16 protein-coding genes are annotated in these 14659 nt (G+C 50.0%); all 16 read right to left on the bottom strand.

Annotated features, from left to right (window positions below; all coding sequences use genetic code 11):
* Positions 1-9: 9 nt before the first annotated feature.
* A complete protein-coding gene (locus tag NOG12_RS03625; RefSeq protein ID WP_153825775.1) occupies positions 10-411 on the bottom strand; it encodes an MAPEG family protein in 402 nt (133 codons plus the stop codon).
* Positions 408-1373, bottom strand: a complete 966-nt coding sequence (gene lipA / locus NOG12_RS03620) for a lipoyl synthase (protein WP_153825774.1) — start codon at positions 1371-1373, stop codon at positions 408-410. The genes NOG12_RS03625 and lipA overlap by 4 nt, the downstream gene beginning before the upstream one ends.
* 3 nt (positions 1374-1376) lie before the next feature.
* Positions 1377-2048, bottom strand: coding sequence for a lipoyl(octanoyl) transferase LipB (gene lipB, locus NOG12_RS03615; protein WP_313932430.1), 672 nt, complete (start codon positions 2046-2048; stop codon positions 1377-1379).
* Entirely contained in the window at positions 2038-2304 is a 267-nt protein-coding gene (gene ybeD, locus NOG12_RS03610) for a DUF493 family protein YbeD (protein WP_110074782.1), read from the bottom strand. Before ybeD ends, lipB begins: the two co-directional genes overlap by 11 nt.
* 256 nt (positions 2305-2560) lie before the next feature.
* The gene (locus NOG12_RS03605; protein WP_313932429.1) at positions 2561-3724 is read right to left on the bottom strand and encodes a serine hydrolase; all 1164 of its coding nucleotides are present in this window, start codon (positions 3722-3724) and stop codon (positions 2561-2563) included.
* A gap of 73 nt (positions 3725-3797) precedes the next feature.
* The gene (locus NOG12_RS03600; RefSeq protein ID WP_313932428.1) at positions 3798-4604 is read right to left on the bottom strand and encodes a septal ring lytic transglycosylase RlpA family protein; all 807 of its coding nucleotides are present in this window, start codon (positions 4602-4604) and stop codon (positions 3798-3800) included.
* 4 nt (positions 4605-4608) lie between these two features.
* Positions 4609-5625, bottom strand: coding sequence for a lytic murein transglycosylase B (gene mltB / locus NOG12_RS03595; protein ID WP_418055293.1), 1017 nt, complete (start codon positions 5623-5625; stop codon positions 4609-4611).
* Positions 5626-5664: 39 nt separating this feature from the next.
* On the bottom strand, positions 5665-6780 hold the full coding sequence (gene rodA / locus NOG12_RS03590; RefSeq protein WP_313932427.1) for a rod shape-determining protein RodA: 1116 nt from the start codon (positions 6778-6780) through the stop codon (positions 5665-5667).
* Positions 6770-8683 (bottom strand): penicillin-binding protein 2, encoded by a 1914-nt coding sequence (mrdA, locus tag NOG12_RS03585; RefSeq protein WP_153825768.1) that lies wholly within the window; start codon positions 8681-8683, stop codon positions 6770-6772. Before mrdA ends, rodA begins: the two co-directional genes overlap by 11 nt.
* 2 nt (positions 8684-8685) lie before the next feature.
* On the bottom strand, positions 8686-9156 hold the full coding sequence (rlmH, locus tag NOG12_RS03580; RefSeq protein ID WP_153825767.1) for a 23S rRNA (pseudouridine(1915)-N(3))-methyltransferase RlmH: 471 nt from the start codon (positions 9154-9156) through the stop codon (positions 8686-8688).
* Complete coding sequence (rsfS, locus tag NOG12_RS03575) at positions 9156-9479, bottom strand: ribosome silencing factor (RefSeq protein WP_313932564.1); 324 nt, start codon at positions 9477-9479, stop codon at positions 9156-9158. The genes rlmH and rsfS overlap by 1 nt, the downstream gene beginning before the upstream one ends.
* A gap of 106 nt (positions 9480-9585) precedes the next feature.
* A complete protein-coding gene (gene nadD / locus NOG12_RS03570; RefSeq protein ID WP_153825766.1) occupies positions 9586-10212 on the bottom strand; it encodes a nicotinate-nucleotide adenylyltransferase in 627 nt (208 codons plus the stop codon).
* Positions 10209-11240 (bottom strand): DNA polymerase III subunit delta, encoded by a 1032-nt coding sequence (holA, locus tag NOG12_RS03565; RefSeq protein ID WP_313932426.1) that lies wholly within the window; start codon positions 11238-11240, stop codon positions 10209-10211. The genes nadD and holA overlap by 4 nt, the downstream gene beginning before the upstream one ends.
* 2 nt (positions 11241-11242) lie before the next feature.
* A complete protein-coding gene (locus NOG12_RS03560) occupies positions 11243-11731 on the bottom strand; it encodes an LPS-assembly lipoprotein LptE (RefSeq protein WP_153825764.1) in 489 nt (162 codons plus the stop codon).
* A 2-nt stretch (positions 11732-11733) separates the two neighbouring features.
* The gene (gene leuS / locus NOG12_RS03555) at positions 11734-14319 is read right to left on the bottom strand and encodes a leucine--tRNA ligase (protein ID WP_110074950.1); all 2586 of its coding nucleotides are present in this window, start codon (positions 14317-14319) and stop codon (positions 11734-11736) included.
* A gap of 88 nt (positions 14320-14407) precedes the next feature.
* Entirely contained in the window at positions 14408-14602 is a 195-nt protein-coding gene (locus NOG12_RS03550) for a hypothetical protein (protein WP_153825763.1), read from the bottom strand.
* Positions 14603-14659: the final 57 nt, after the last annotated feature.

Here is a 14659-nt window from a genome sequence, read left to right as displayed (position 1 = left end):
CTTACAGTGCTAAGCGGCAGCCACTGCCAACGCCGTTTGTGCCAGCATAATCACTGGGCAGGCGATTGCGAAAAACCAGACCAAGCTGCGTAGTTTGTCGTAATTAGCTAAATACAAAACATGATACGCAATGCGTAAACCAAGATAACTTACTGCTAACGTAATGTTGGTATCAGAAACGCTATTGGTGGCTAATACGGCAAGGATAGCGGTGGCATACAGTGGAAACGCCTCGTACGCATTGTAATGACCCGCCACAGCACGAGCACCAGCACCTGTTAAGCGTTGTTGCTGAGCTCGCGGATGACGGTTATCGTAACCAGCATCGCGATTCTGGAAATACACCACAGGTGCTTTGGCCGCAATCGGTAGCAACCCAGCAATCAATAAACACCAGATCAGAATACTCATTTCACTTCCTTACCGGCAGCTTGCATATCGGCATGATACGACGAGCGAACTAAGGGGCCCGAGGCTATATGGGTAAAGCCCATCTTCTCGCCCTCAGCGCGGAACATATCAAACTCATCTGGCGTCACATAACGAGTGACGGGCAAATGATGACGACTCGGCTGTAGATATTGACCAATGGTGAGCATATCAACATCGTGCGCACGCAAATCACGCATCACCTCTAGAATCTCTTCATTGGTTTCGCCTAAGCCAACCATAAGACCAGACTTAGTACGGACATCAGGTCGAGCTACTTTGTAATTTTTGAGCAGGTCTAACGACCACTGGTAATTCGCTCCAGGCCGCGCGGCTTTGTACATGCGTGGCACGGTTTCAAGATTGTGGTTGAACACATCCGGAGCCTCATCGGTTAGGATATCTAACGCGACTTGCATCCGCCCACGAAAATCAGGCACTAACACTTCTACCTGAATGCCGGGGCTTTGCGCTCGGATTTCACGAATACAGTCCGCAAAATGTTGTGCACCACCGTCACGTAAATCATCGCGGTCAACGGAAGTAACCACCACATACTTAACTTTCATGTCACGAATAGTAGCACCTAATTTGACGGCTTCTTCAGGGTCAACGGGCAGCGGACGACCGTGCGCAACGTCACAAAACGGACAACGGCGGGTACAAATGGCACCCAGAATCATGAAGGTTGCGGTACCGTGGTTGAAGCATTCTGCCAAGTTAGGGCAGGAGGCTTCTTCACAGACAGAGTGCAGCCCATGCTTACGCATGGCTTGCTTAATTTCGTCAATACGCTGAGTAGAGCTAGGTAGCTTCACTTTTAGCCACGCGGGCTTGCGCAGCATCTGCTCACGCTCAGTAGGCATGATTTTAACGGGGATCAATGCCATTTTATCGGCATCACGAAGTTTCACGCCAGGTTCAATTCTTACCGGTTTTGACATAGCCTATGCGAATCCTGTTGTTTCGGTGATTTCTTGATAACCCATCAATTCAGCGAAGATTTGGGTTACCTGCGTGGCCGCATCAGTGACATCCTGCGGCCCATTCAGTGATTTTGTTTGTACCATTTGCATGCCGGCATACCCGCAAGGATTGATTCTTGCGAACGGGCTTAAATCCATATCCACGTTCAGTGCCAGACCATGAAACGAACAGCCTTTTCTAATACGCAACCCTAGCGAGCAAAGTTTATCGCCTTGCACATAAACGCCAGGTGCATCGGCTTTGGCGGCAGCAACCACGCCATAATTGGCCATCAGCGCCACTATGGTGTCTTCAATGGTATTGACTAGTTGGCGCACGCCTACTTTGCGGCGCCTAATATCCAGTAAAAAATACACCACCAGTTGACCGGGACCATGGTAGGTGACTTGACCACCGCGGTCTACTTGGACCACTGGAATATCGCCCGGAGCCAAAATATGTTCTGCTTTACCGGCTTGGCCTTGGGTGAACACCGGCTCATGTTCAAGTACCCAAAGTTCGTCACGGGTTTGCTCATCGCGCTTATCGGTAAAGTCTTGCATGGCCTGCCATACCGGCTGGTAGGGCTGCCTACCCAGCTGTCTGATCAGCAGTTGTTGAGCGATCTCTTTAGTGGCCAACTTAGAGCACATATTTCACTTCTTCGATTGCCGCCAGCTCACGATAGAGGGTTTCTATGTGTTGTTGGCTTTCTACTTTAATTTGAATAGATACTGAGTGGTAGGTTCCTTTACTGCTAGGCTTTAGAGTCGGGTTATAATCGCCCGGCGCATGTTGCTGAGCAACGGCGACAACTAAATCTGCTAACTCTGGAACCGCCAAGCCCATCACTTTAAAGGTGAAGTGACAAGGAAACTCAACCAACTCATCAAAGCGTGTTTTTTGCATGCTTTACTCCCAAATGAATGGCTTAACTAACACCATTGCTTTATACCACTGCATGATGAGGGCAAAAATAACGATAACAAGGTGTCGTAACTGTTGCGGCCGATTATATCATTATTTTAGGGCAAGGTTGGAATTTGAATGTGCTTTGCGCGTTTGCACTAGGCAGAGGTTGTGGTTGTGGTTGTGGTTGTGGTTGTGGGGGAGAGAGCAAGGCCGCTGACTCAACGGCCTTGCTGGAACTAACATCAAGGCTGGGTTATTCTTCGCTAAAAGATTGCTTAGCCCAGTCACTTAAACGTTTAAACCAACCGCCTTGTTCAACACTATGAAGGGTAACAAGTGGGTAGCTGGCAATATCTTCGCCGTCCAGTTGCAAATACACAGTGCCTACTTGAGTGCCCTTAGCGATAGGCGCTTGCAAGTTTTGCGTTAACTCAAAGTTTGCTTTCAGGTTGCCGCGTTGGCCCTTAGGTAAAGTAATCACCACATCTTCAGTGACTCCAAGCTGCACGGTATCTTGTTCACCACCCCAAATACGGTGATCGACAAAGCTCTCGCCAGCGCTGTAGGCAGTGACGGTTTCGTAATAACGAAAGCCGTAGTTCAATAATTTTTTACTTTCTACTTTACGTGCTTGCTCGCTGTCCGTACCCATCACCACAGCAATGAGGCGGGTGTCACCTTCGGTGGCTGACGAGACTAGGCTATAACCGGCTTCTTCGGTGTGGCCGGTTTTAATCCCATCGACATTCATGCTGCGATCCCACAACAGCGAGTTACGGTTGTACTGTTTGATGTTGTTGTAGGTAAAAGATTTTTCGGCATACAACGAATATTCTTCCGGCACATCGCGAATTAATGCACGGCCTAAAACAGCCATGTCACGCGGCGAGGTGTATTGGTCTGGGTTTGGTAAACCGTGGCTGTTGGCGAAGTTAGAGTTACTTAATTGCAGCTCTGCGGCATAGGTATTCATCAGATCAGCAAAGGCGTCTTCACTGCCGGCAATGTGCTCAGCCATAGCGACACAAGCATCATTACCTGAAGAAATCACGATGCCTTTGTTGAGTTCAGCAACCGATACTTGTTTACCGACTTCAATGAACATCTTGGATGATTCAGGAAAGTTTTTGGCCCAAGCGTTCTCACTGATGGTGACCATGTCGTCATTATTGATGCGGCCGGCTTGCAGTTCACGGCCAATAATATAGCTGGTCATCATTTTGGTTAAACTAGCCGGCGCTAATTGCTCATCTTCATTACCACCGACAATGACATGGCCCGTGGTGTAATCCATCAAAATGTACCCTTTGGCATTAATGGAGGGCGCTGGCGGAACGATAGCAGCATGAGCTATGGTTACGGAGGCGGCAGCAACAATGGTTAAGCTGCGAACAAAGTGACGAAACACATTGGGCATAAGGATGATTCTCTATGTTACTAGTTCTAAAAAGGGTTCGAATAGTACCACGTTCTACCAGAAAACGCAGGCTTTAGGGCACGGCTACCCGAAACGCGTCGGGATAACCAGCTTGCCGAAGTTGTTCTAACAATTCATTGGTCTGTGGTTCGGCAAACGGACCTAACATGACTTTGTATAGACCATTATTAGGTTGAGTAGTTGCAGGGACAGCGTAGATTTGTTGAAGTTTTTCAGCTTCAAGGGCTAACCGCTGAGGATCTGCCCCAGCATGCACTTGAATATAAAACTGCGGCACAGAGGTAGGTGCGATGGGGGTGGTCACAGCGATTGCCGTATTCGGCTCCGGCGGTTGCAGTACTTCAATCCGAACCGGCGCCGTTCCGGTTTTAAGCATACCTATTTTATAGGCGGCAACGTAGGATAAATCGATGATTCTATTGCCGTGAAAAGGCCCTCGGTCGTTAACTCGCACCACCACCGATTGCTGATTATTTAAATTAGTTACTCTCACATAGGAGGGTAATGGCAGGGTTTTGTGGGCGGCACTCATGGCATACATGTCGTAGGTTTCGCCATTTGAGGTTAAATGACCATGAAATTTCTCGCCATACCACGAGGCGGTTCCTTCTTGGGTGTAACCCTCGACATTATCTAAAATATGCCAAGTACGCCCGAACAGTTGATAAGTTCGATTGCCTTGCCGGCTGTAAGGCTCAAATGAGGGCTCGGGCTCTATCAGTTCATCGGCACTAGGTAGTCGTGCGGGGATAGAGTCATGCTTTTGGCTATAGCGAGAGGGAGCTTCGGGCGCACTAGAGCATGCTGCTAGCAGTAAACTGAGTAGGGCTAAGCAGCCTAGATTCAGTGGCCTTAGCATGGTGCTACCTCGCTTGCCGCAACTGTTGGCTAAATTGATACACAGCCATGGCGTACAGCGGGCTGTGATTGTAGCGGGTAATCACATAAAAGTTATTGAACCCTAGCCAATACTCATGGCCCTCAGCTAACTCAAACGCAAACACTTTGGCTTTCTGATCAGCGTTGACGGTGCTGGTAAGGCTAAGGCCTCGTTCAGTGAGTTCGGCCACCGTTGCACTTGGCTTCAAGCCTTTTTCTACGAGGTTAGCTACGGAATCGCTCGGCGCTAGCAGCTGCGCAACGGGAGCATCGGCCTGCCAACCGTGGCGGGCAAAATAATGAGCGACACTGCCAATTGCATCGACCGGATTACCTAGTAAGTCACGTACGCCATCGGCATCGAAATCTACGGCGTAATGGCGATAAGAAGAGGAGATGAATTGGCCATAGCCCATGGCTCCGGCGTAGGAGCCCTTCAGCTCAGTAGCAGGTAAACCTTCTTCGTTGGCCAACAGCATAAATTGGGCGAGCTCAGAGCGGAAGAATTTAGCTCGAGGCGGATAGTGAAAGCCTAAGGTAAAGAGTGAATCTAATATCGAATAGTTACCTAGGTATTCGCCGTAAAAGGTTTCTACGCCAATGATTGCGACAATAATTTCAGCCGGTACGCCATACTCTTGTTCGGCTTTGGCGAGCGTTTGTTGATGAGTTTGCCAAAACTTAAGGCCGGCTTGCAGGCGTCTTTCGGTCAAAAAAATGGGATAGTATTGATGCCAAGGCTTGGCTTCCCACGGGCGCTGAATGGCGTCAAATACGTCTTGATTGAAACTGGCTTGCTGCAACAGTTGTTGCACTTGGCTGGTACTAAAACCATGCTCGTTGACCATGGTTTCAATAAATTCTTGCTGCAATTGCGCTACGGTAGCAGCATCTGCTGGCTCGACTTTGGCACTAGCAGGCTGGCTGAGGACCATAGCTAAGCTCGCGGTGATTAGGAGCTTGGTACTAAGCTGGTTGAGCAGACGAACGTAGTTGCGCATGGTTATTCCTTACCGCTTGTTATTATTGTGCTGATGGCGCTAATCGTGCATAACCAAACGTTTATGCGTAGCGATAGCCATCAGTAAACCAAATCCTGTCATTAATGTCACCATAGATGTGCCACCATAACTTACCAGCGGCAAGGGTACACCAACCACGGGTAAGAGTCCTGAGACCATGCCAATATTTACCAAAACATAAACAAAAAAGGTAAGAGTTAAGCTGCCAGCTAACAATTTGTGATACACCTTTTGCGCCCGCATGGCCAGAATCATGCCACGAAAAACAATGAAACCATAAAGCAAAAATAAGCCAATCACGCCAATTAGGCCAAACTCTTCGCTAAATACCGAGAAGATAAAATCCGTGTGGCGCTCAGGGAGAAACTCCAGCTGCGACTGGGTGCCTTGTAACCAGCCTTTGCCTTCAATACCGCCGGAACCGATCGCGATTTTCGATTGAATGATTTGATAACCTGATCCTAAGGGGTCGCGCTCAGGGTCAAGGAAGGTTAACACGCGCTGACGTTGATAGCCGTGCATGAGAAAGAACCAAAGCACCGGGATAAAAGCGCCTATAGCAACTCCAAAGAGGGTAATGAGACGCCAACTCATACCGGCTAAAAACAGCACAAAGATGCCGGCGCTAGCAATCAGTAATGAGGTACCTAAATCAGGCTGTTTGGCAATCATCAGAGTAGGGATGAGCAGCAGCAAAAAGGCCCCAGCCAAACGCGTTTTGGTGGGCGGTAGGCCTTGTTGTGCTATGAACCAAGCTACGGCCATCGGTACCGCTAGCTTCATGATCTCCGATGGCTGAATGGTTGCCACGCCAAGATTTAGCCAACGTTGCGCCCCTTTACTGGATTCACCAAAGAGCAACACCCCTAACAGCAACACGATGCCGACGGCAAATATCGGTAGTGACCAGCGCTCAACTAAACTTAAGGGAACTTGTGCTACGACCAACATGGCCATAAAGGCCAAGCCAATACGCACCACTTGGCGTTCGGTCATGGCGAGGTCTTGGCCACTGGCTGAATAAACCGTGACGAGACTAAGCAGGGCTAGTACCAGCAGCGCTAAAAAGAGCGGGCCATCAATATGAAATCTACTGAGCCATTTATGACGTTGGCGTTCTTGGCTAGTTTGCATCGGCTGGCTCCTCTAAAATCGCTAACACAGACTCTAAGCCACCCGTCGGGGCCGGATCAGCAAAGTAGGCATCGAGTAATTGGCGCGCCATGGGCGCCGCAATACTACTACCGCCGCCGGCGTTTTCGACGGCAATAACCACCACAACTTCCGGGTTTTCAGCGGGTGCGTAACCCACGTACATCGCATTATCACGGTATTTTTCAGCAATTTCTTCAGCGTTATATTCTTCGTCTTGGCCGATACTGCGTACTTGCGCGGTTCCGGTTTTACCGGCTGAGGTGTAACTGGCCCCTTGAAACGCCCGCCGTGCGGTACCTTTGGGCGAGGTGATCACTTTGGTGAGCGCTTGGTGGGCGACTTCCCAGTTGTTGGCATGTTTCAATACCACCGGCTCACGTTGTTCCACCACTGCGGGAATCCGCACCGGGCCTTCAGCGATACTTTCTAAAAGACGTGGGACCGGGCGCTCCCCGCGGTTCGCCAGCACTGATGTGGCTACGGCGAGTTGCATCGGGGTGGTGGTCCAGAAACTTTGACCGATGCCAATCGATACCGTTTCGCCAGCATACCAAGGCTGGTTAAAACGCGCGCGTTTCCAGCCTGGCGACGGCATTACAGCGGCTGATTCTTCGGCGATATCGATGCCAGTACGCTCGCCAAAACCATAGCGAACCATATCATCATGAATGACATTGATGCCCATTTTCAAGGCAATATCGTAATAAAAGGTATCACAACTTTCGACTATGGCATCGGTGACGTTAACCCAGCCATGCCCCCACGCTAGCCAATCTCGATAGCGGTGATCAACCCCCTCAATCATGAACCAACCTGGGTCCCAAATACGGCTGTTTGGCGTGATGATATCCTGCTCTAACGCGGTGATGGCTAAATGTGCTTTAATGGTGGATGCCGGCGGATAGCCACCTTGGGTACTACGATTAAGGAGCGGCGAGTGGGTCGAGTTGAGTAAGCTTTGATATTGAGCGTAGCTGATGCCCTGAGCAAACCAGTTGGGATCATAGCTCGGCTTACTCACCATAGCTAAAATAGCCCCATCGCGCGGGTCCATGAGAATGATAGAGCCACGATCTTGGCCGAGTAGATCGTAGGCAAATTGTTGCAGTTCAGCATCCAGTTCTAAGTGTAAATCTTGGCCCGGTACCGGCGGTTGAACGGATAGCGTGCGAATGTTACGTCCACGAATGTCAACTTCAACTTGTTGATAGCCAATACTGCCATGCAGTTGCTCTTCATAAAAACGTTCAACACCGAGTTTGCCAATCACTCGAGTGGCTGCATAATTGGCAGCTAAACCTTGTTCGGTCAGTTTATTAAGATCCGTACGGTTAATTTTAGCGACATAGCCCAGTGCATGGGTGATGGCCTCGCCGTAGGGATAATGCCGCACTAATCGTGCCTCAATACTTACCCCCGGGAAGTCATGTTGACGTACCGCTACTCGAGCTGCTTGTTGCTCGGTTAAACGGTCTAATAAAATCACCTGATTAAAACGTCGTTCGCGCCGCCTGGTCTCATGAAAATCCTCAATCACGCTAGCATCAAACTCAAGCAACTGTTGTAATCTGGCCAGGGTTGCATCCAAGTCTTCGACTTGTTCAGGAGTGATTTCTAGACTCAGAACCGGGCGGTTTTCGGCTAGTATGCGGCCATCACGGTCGTAAATAATGCCACGATTAGGGGCTAGTGGGACGACTTTAATGCGGTTATCGTTTGAGCGGGTTTGAAACTGTTGATGCTCAACCACTTGTAAATGATACATGTTGAGCAACAGCACCCCAAAGGTGACCACGACCACCAGCAAACTAACAAAAACGCGCCGGGCAAATAGCGCAGCTTCAGCGTAATTGTCTCGGATGGTAATGCGTTTGTGCTTCATGCTTACTCACGGTGGTAGGGGTGGTTGTTGGTGACACTCCAAGCGCGATACAAGGCTTCGGCGACAATCACCCGTACCAGTGGATGCGGTAAGGTGAGGGCCGATAAAGACCAGCGTTCATCGGCTGCGGCAACACACTCAGGGGCTAACCCTTCGGGGCCGCCCACGAGTAAGCTAATGTCACGCCCGTCCATCAGCCAGTGCTCTAAGCGTCCAGCTAACTGGGGGGTTGTCCAAGGTTTACCGGTCACCTCTAAGGTAACAATCCGATCACCTTTACCAACGGCCGCCAGCATAGCTTCGCCTTCTTGCTTAAGAATACGGGCAATATCGGCATTCTTACCACGTTTACCAGCCGCAATCTCCACCAATTGTAATTGGCAGTCGGCTGGAAAACGTTTGGCATAGGTGTGATAGCCAGTGCTGATCCAATCAGGCATTTTTTGCCCAACAGCTATCAGCTGAATCCGCATTACTTGCGGCTCCAAAGTTTTTCAAGTTCGTAGAAATCACGGATGGCTTCTTGCATCACGTGTACGACTACGTCACCTAGGTCTACTAGCACCCATTCAGAATGCTCATGACCCTCAACGCCTAACGGCGCCACGCCGTGGTGTTTCGCTTCGGCGGCCACATAGTTCGCAATACTGCGCACGTGGGTTTTTGAGCTACCTGAACATATCACCATATATTCAGCAATATCGGTTTGCTCGTGTACGTCTAATACTTTAACGTCGCGGCCTTTCATATCATCAATTTTAGCTACGACAAAGTCGCGTAATTGTTCAGCTTGCAAAAGGGTCTTACTCCAGTTTTTGGCGCGTTCAAGAATGACGGCGGCCAAGGTTTAACATGTCAAAAAAAGATGCGCTAGTTTAGCATGAAGCAACCCAAAAAAGCAGCTAACGATAAAGCTGCTGTTGTTCGATGTAGTGAGCAACACTTGCCGGCACCCAATGTTGCCATGCTTGTTGTTGCTGGATAGCTGTTCGAATGGCGGTTGCAGAGATATCAACAGCCGTGGTTGGGGCCAGATAAATCGCCCCCTGGGGTTGTTGTATGAACTGGTCCAGCTGAGTGATTTGGCGTTCAGCGAGCACCTTTGTAACGGTGGCGTTGAACGTGACCTGGCTATGGGGGCGTTGCATGACGACCCAATTTGCATGATCAAAGAGATGCTGCCATTGATGCCAACGATGCAGTGATGCAAAGGCATCAGCGCCGCATAAGAACACCAACGCGTCCTGTGGCCAGCGTTGCTTCAGTTCGGCAAGAGTTTGCGCGGTATAACTTGGCCGAGCTTGGTTGAGCTCCCAGTCTTCGGCAACGCAATGGTCTAGGGCCGTGGCTGCGAGTTGCGCCATGGTTAGGCGTTGGGTAGCGGTAGCACCAGGATAGTCACGATGGGGTGGTTGCGCACTGGGCATTAAATGCAGTTGCGCCTGCAGTAGCTGTTGCACTTGTTGCGCCGGCCGCAAGTGGCCCCAATGAATAGGGTCAAAAGTACCGCCAAGAATAGCACGAATCATAACGGGAGCTGCTGCAACTGTTGCGGGCGACAATACAGGGCTACCAACTGCGTGACCAAGGTGGGATAGTGGTCACCTGAATCACCTTTAAAAGCGTATTCTAAGCGGCTTAACAATTGTCCCGCGACTTGCATTGCGGAGGCATCCATACGCTGCACAAACTGGCGATAAGCAGGCTCTTGCGAGCGCCACAGACGTTGTTGCTTGGCTGCGGCACTAAAACTTTGTCCCTCCGCCAGAGCTTGTTGCAGACTGAATACTAGGGTCCATTCGCGTTGCAGGGCCCAATTTAAAATAGCCGGCTCAACATCCCCTTCAAACAGGCGTTGCAACTTGTGCAAAGCTTGGTCGAGATCCGCCGCTAAAATAGCTTCTTGTAGCGCAAACACATTAAAACGGCTTTGATCTTCACTATGCGAAGTAATCAGGGCCGCAGTGACTGGGGGAGGTAACTCGCTTAAGGCTAGTTTCTGCAATTCTTGATCCAGTGCTAACAGGTTACCCTCGTACCAATCAGCCAGCAATTGTACAGCCGATGGGTCTAGTTGTAACTGATAGCGTTGCGCCCGTTGCTGAATAAAGCGGGGTAGCTGCTGGCGCTCAGGATTGTTGGCGCTGACCATGGTGGCGACTTTGCTGAGTTGCTGAAACCACTTGGCTTTTTGTTGTTCTTGTTTGAGTTTAGGGCCAATAATGACCAGAATTTGGTCTTGGCTGGGCTGCTCGGCATAGCTGCGCAAGGCTTCGCCACCTTCGCGCCCTGGTTTACCCTCGGGTAATTCTAGTTCAAGTAAACGCTGACTCGAAAACAGGCTTAAATTAGCACTGGCGGTATGCAAGATGCTCCAATCAAGCTGAGCATCTTGGAGCAACCGTTGGCGCTCATCAATGCCTTGCTGGCGCGCAAAACGGCGTAATTGCTGGACGCTTTCATCCACTAATAGCGGCGCATCACCAAACACACAAACGATAGGCGCTAGCCCATGTTGTTGTAAATGCTGGGTGAGTTGGCTGCTATAAAGCTGCATGATTACTCCGCTAACTGGGCAAGAATCTGCCGCAGCATGCGGCGGGCTGCTTCTTCACGCATTTCTGCCACCAGCAGTTCGCGTTCACGGGTCTTGGCTAGCGCAAAGTTGGGGTCGTCTTGATAATCACGATAGACCTCAATTCGTAGGTCGACCGGATCTTTATTGGCTTCGTTGATGCTGTAGTCCACGCTATAGATCAACTCGTATTCCGCTACTTGGCCAGAGCCCGATAGGGATAGGGTACGGCGACTTAGTTCATCGCGGTTAATGGCAATCACCAAGCCAGGATCGGCATCTACGAGTTCAACCCCGGCTAAGTTTAAGCGCTGTTCAAACACATTAGCAAATTCACTGAACTTAGGTGCTTGTAAGTACACTTGTTGCAAACTCGGCGGCAATTGATACTGATCACGTAACTGAAAGCCACAACCCATGATTAGGGTTGTGGCTAACAGCACAGTTATCCATTGGAGCAAGCCGTTGCGCATGATTAGTTGGCCACTATATTGAATAACTTACCCGGCACATAAATCTGCTTCCGAATGGTTTTACCATCCACAAAGCGCGCCACATTGTCGTCTGCCATAGCTAGGGCAGTCACGGTTGCTTCATCGGCATCGGCGGCTACGGTCAATTTGCTCCGCACTTTACCGTTAACTTGTACCACAATCAGTACCGAAGTTTCGACTAAGGCTGCCTCATCAAAGCTTGGCCAGGCGGCAAAGTTGATATCACTGCTATGGCCTAAGGCCTGCCACAGGGCTTCTGCTAAATGCGGGGTTACCGGCGCTAACATCAGCACTACGGCATCCAAGGCTTCGGCCATTAAGCCACGATCAAGAGCTGTATCTAAAGAAGCTTTTTGCAGCCGGTTCAATAACTCCATGATGGCTGCAATAGCTGTATTGAAGTTTTGGCGACGGCCCATGTCATCGGTAACTTTTTGAATAGCACGATGTAATTCACGGCGTAATTGCTGTTGTGACTCAGACAGTTGCTGCCAGTCTTGGCTACGCGGCTGGTCTGCTACCGCGACAAAGTCCGCGGCCAAGCGCCAGACTCGACGCAAGAAACGTTGCGCGCCATCGACACCAGAGTCAGACCACTCGAGCGTGGCTTCTGGCGGTGCGGCAAACATCATAAACAGGCGCACGGTATCGGCACCGTATTTATCAATCATCACCTGCGGGTCGATGCCGTTATTCTTAGATTTCGACATTTTGGTCATGCCGCCATGAGTTACCGGCTTACCATCGCTACGCAAGATGGCTTCAATGATGCGGCCCTTGTCATCACGACGAATATCCACCTCTAGGGGCGAATACCAGGTGATTTTACCTGAGGCATCCTCACGGAAATAACTATCCGCAAGCACCATACCTTGGGTTAACAGGCGCTTAAATGGCTCATCAGATTCCACTAACCCAGTGTCGCGTAACAATTTGTGGAAGAAACGCGCATAGAGCAAATGTAGGATCGCGTGTTCAATACCGCCGATGTATTGGTCTACGGGCAACCAATAGTTAGCCTGCTCAGGGTTCAGCATACCGTCTTGGTAGTTGGCGCTACAATAGCGCGCGTAATACCAAGATGATTCCATAAAGGTATCAAAAGTATCGGTTTCGTGTTCGGCTGGCTGCCCTTGGTAAGTGGTTTGGCGCCATTGTGGATCTTCTTTGATAGGGGATGAGTTACCTGACATCACCACATCTTCAGGGAGTTTTACTGGCAGTTGATCTGCCGGTACCGGTACCGATTCACCATTCGCTAAATTCAGCATAGGAATAGGAGCGCCCCAGTAGCGTTGCCGCGATACGCCCCAATCACGCAGGCGGAAGTTCACCTGACGGCGGCCAATGCCACGTTGTTCGAGGGTATCAGCAATGGCTTGGAAAGCTTCATCACTGCTTAAACCTGTGTAGGGACCAGAGGCAATGGTGGTGCCTTTTTCAGTAATGGCAGCTTGGCTAATATCGGCCTCACCGCTGGCCGGATCGATCACCACAGTGATAGGCAATTGATAGGTGGTGGCGAATTCCCAGTCACGTTGGTCGTGGGCCGGAACAGCCATCACTGCACCTGAACCGTAATCCATCAACACAAAGTTAGCGACCCAGATTGGAATAAGCTCGCCCGTTAGCGGATGAACGCCACGGAACCCCGTATCCATACCTTTTTTGTCAATGGTAGCCAAATCAGCTTCAGCCATTTTGACGTTTTTAATGGTTTCGATAAAGGCCGCAAGCTCAGGATTCTGTTCAGCTGCTTGTTGCGCCAACGGGTGTTGCGCCGCCACTGCCATATAAGTCACCCCGTACAGGGTATCTGGGCGAGTGGTATAAACGGTTAAATGCGCATCACTGTCAGCAATAGCAAAATCAATTTCCACCCCTTCAGAACGACCAATCCAGTTGCGCTGCATGGTTTTTACTTGCTCTGGCCAATCTTCAAGTTGGTCTAAATCGTCGAGCAGTTCTTGCGCGTAGTCAGTGATTTTTATAAACCACTGCGGAATTTCTTTTTGCTCAACTTTTGCGCCGGAACGCCATCCACGACCGTCGATAACTTGCTCGTTAGCAAGTACGGTTTGGTCGACCGGATCCCAGTTTACCGTGGCATTCTTTTTGTACACTAAGCCCTTTTCATAAAGCTTGGTGAAGAACCATTGCTCCCACCGATAATAGTCCGGCTGACAGGTGGCTAATTCACGCGACCAATCGTAACCAAAGCCTAAAGACTTGAGCTGGTTACGCATGTAATCAATGTTTTGATAGGTCCATTTAGCTGGTGCCGTTTGGTTCTGAATAGCGGCGTTTTCGGCCGGCAAGCCAAAAGCATCCCAACCCATAGGTTGCAGGACGTTTTTGCCTTGCATCCGCTGAAACCGAGCGACCACATCACCGAGCGTGTAGTTACGTACGTGTCCCATATGGAGCTTGCCACTTGGGTAAGGAAACATCGACAAGCAATAGAATTTTTCTTTGCTAGGGTCTTCGCTAACTTGAAACACGTTATCGCGTTCCCAACGCTGTTGTACCTGGGGTTCAACAAGGGCTGGATCGTACTGCTCCGGCATCTGCTTTAACATCTGGACTTCCGTTTATTGATTAACTGGTGGCAATTAAAAGTAATAGCTGAGGCTGCCTAGAAAGGCAGGAACACGCTTACAGCGCGTACCACATCATCAGCATGATAACGATGCCGAATAGGCCAAAGAAGGCATACTCAAGCCGCTCGCGCTGTTGTGCATCAACGCTTTCTGGGTTGCGATGAAAGGCAAAGAAACCCAAGCTAGTAACACCTAAGGTGCCTGCGCCAACAAGAATAGCAAAGATAATTGCCGCTACGATGTTTTCCATGATTAACTCGCTTCTCAAAAGTAGGGTAAAAAAGACGAATAACCCGAAGGTTAGTTA

This window comes from Pseudidiomarina fusca, assembly GCF_032227045.1.
Taxonomy (GTDB): domain Bacteria; phylum Pseudomonadota; class Gammaproteobacteria; order Enterobacterales; family Alteromonadaceae; genus Pseudidiomarina; species Pseudidiomarina fusca.
The sequence above is the reverse complement of the archived record's forward strand: the minus strand, read 5'-3'. Positions and strand labels throughout refer to the sequence as shown.